Origin of the sequence: Paraburkholderia sp. GAS199 (genome assembly GCF_050436585.1) — a bacterium.
Taxonomy (GTDB): domain Bacteria; phylum Pseudomonadota; class Gammaproteobacteria; order Burkholderiales; family Burkholderiaceae; genus Paraburkholderia.
Genome location: NZ_JBNDMM010000020.1, coordinates 1 through 1,196, shown reverse-complemented (window position 1 = coordinate 1,196; position 1,196 = coordinate 1). Strand labels below are relative to the sequence as shown.

Genomic DNA, 1,196 nt, shown 5'->3' with positions numbered 1-1,196 from the left:
GCGCCCGAAACCACATGTCCAGCAGCCGACCCCGTGTTGCCCGCGGAAGGCATTGTCACGCTCTCCGAAACCGACTTCGCGAGTGGCGACGCACTCCCGCTGATCTTCAAGCGCACCTATCTGTCGAGGCTTTATGACACCACGCAGACAGCGATGGGGAGCAACTGGGTCAATAACTGGCAACGCAGAATCGATCTCACGGCGCTCAATGCGAGCACGCCGCAGATCGTTATCTACCGGGGCAACCAGCAGCCACTCACGTTCACGCGGAGCGGCAACGCATGGGTGATGCCGGGAAATCGCGGCTACTCGCTGACCTACGGTAACGACAGCTACTACTACCTCAAAGACGAACTTCTCGGTACGACCGAAGCCTATTCGGCGAACACCAGTTTGTTCTACTCGGAGACGACGCGCACGGGTTCCCTGCACAAGTTCTCATTCGACTACCGGAACCGCATGGTGGCGGTCAATGAATGGGCTGTCGACAATGTCGGACCGGGTTATCTAAAAGTCAGCCTGCAGTACGACGACAGCGACAGGATCATTGCGCTGGTCGATCCAGTGGGCAATACCACGCGGTATGCCTATGACGCGAAGGGCAATCTCGCTTCCGTGACTCATCCGGACGGCACGATCCGTCAGTATCTCTACGAGGATGCACGGTTTCCCAATGCGTTGACCGGCGTGAAGGACGAGTCCGGATCGAGAACGGCAACCTGGAGTTATGACGCGAATGCTCGCGTGATTTCGGTCAGTCATCCGGATACGACGCGCAACGCAACATTCAGTTATGACGCGTCCGGAAAGACCACGCTCAGCGACGTGTCCGGTACGAGTACCTACAGTTTCAACTCTCCTGACGCGTGGCGTCCCGGTTCAATCTCCACGCCGGATGGAACGGTCACGCGGAGTTGGGATGCCGCTGGAAATCTGTCGCAGCGAACGACGCCCGACGGTGGAACGCACTACACGTGGGACAGCGCGAACCGGCCGCTAACAGCGGTTGCTACGGTTGCCGGAAAGCCTGTTGTGACGACGATCGCATACAACGATGCCAGTTCACTGCGTCCACATCTGGTTGCCACGCCCGGCAGGATGCGCGCGTTTGTCTACGACGCGGCGGGCAATGTCACGGGCTATGCCGAGCAGAAAACGACCGACCTGACCGGCGAGCAGGGACTGCAGGCGACGGG

General features: G+C 59.4%; 1 protein-coding gene. It reads left to right on the top strand.

Features of this window, described 5'->3' with window-relative positions:
- Positions 1–33 precede the first annotated feature (33 nt).
- On the top strand, positions 34–1,196 hold a 1,163-nt coding region (locus P3T18_RS36410; protein ID WP_429304794.1), incomplete at its 3' end, for a DUF6531 domain-containing protein.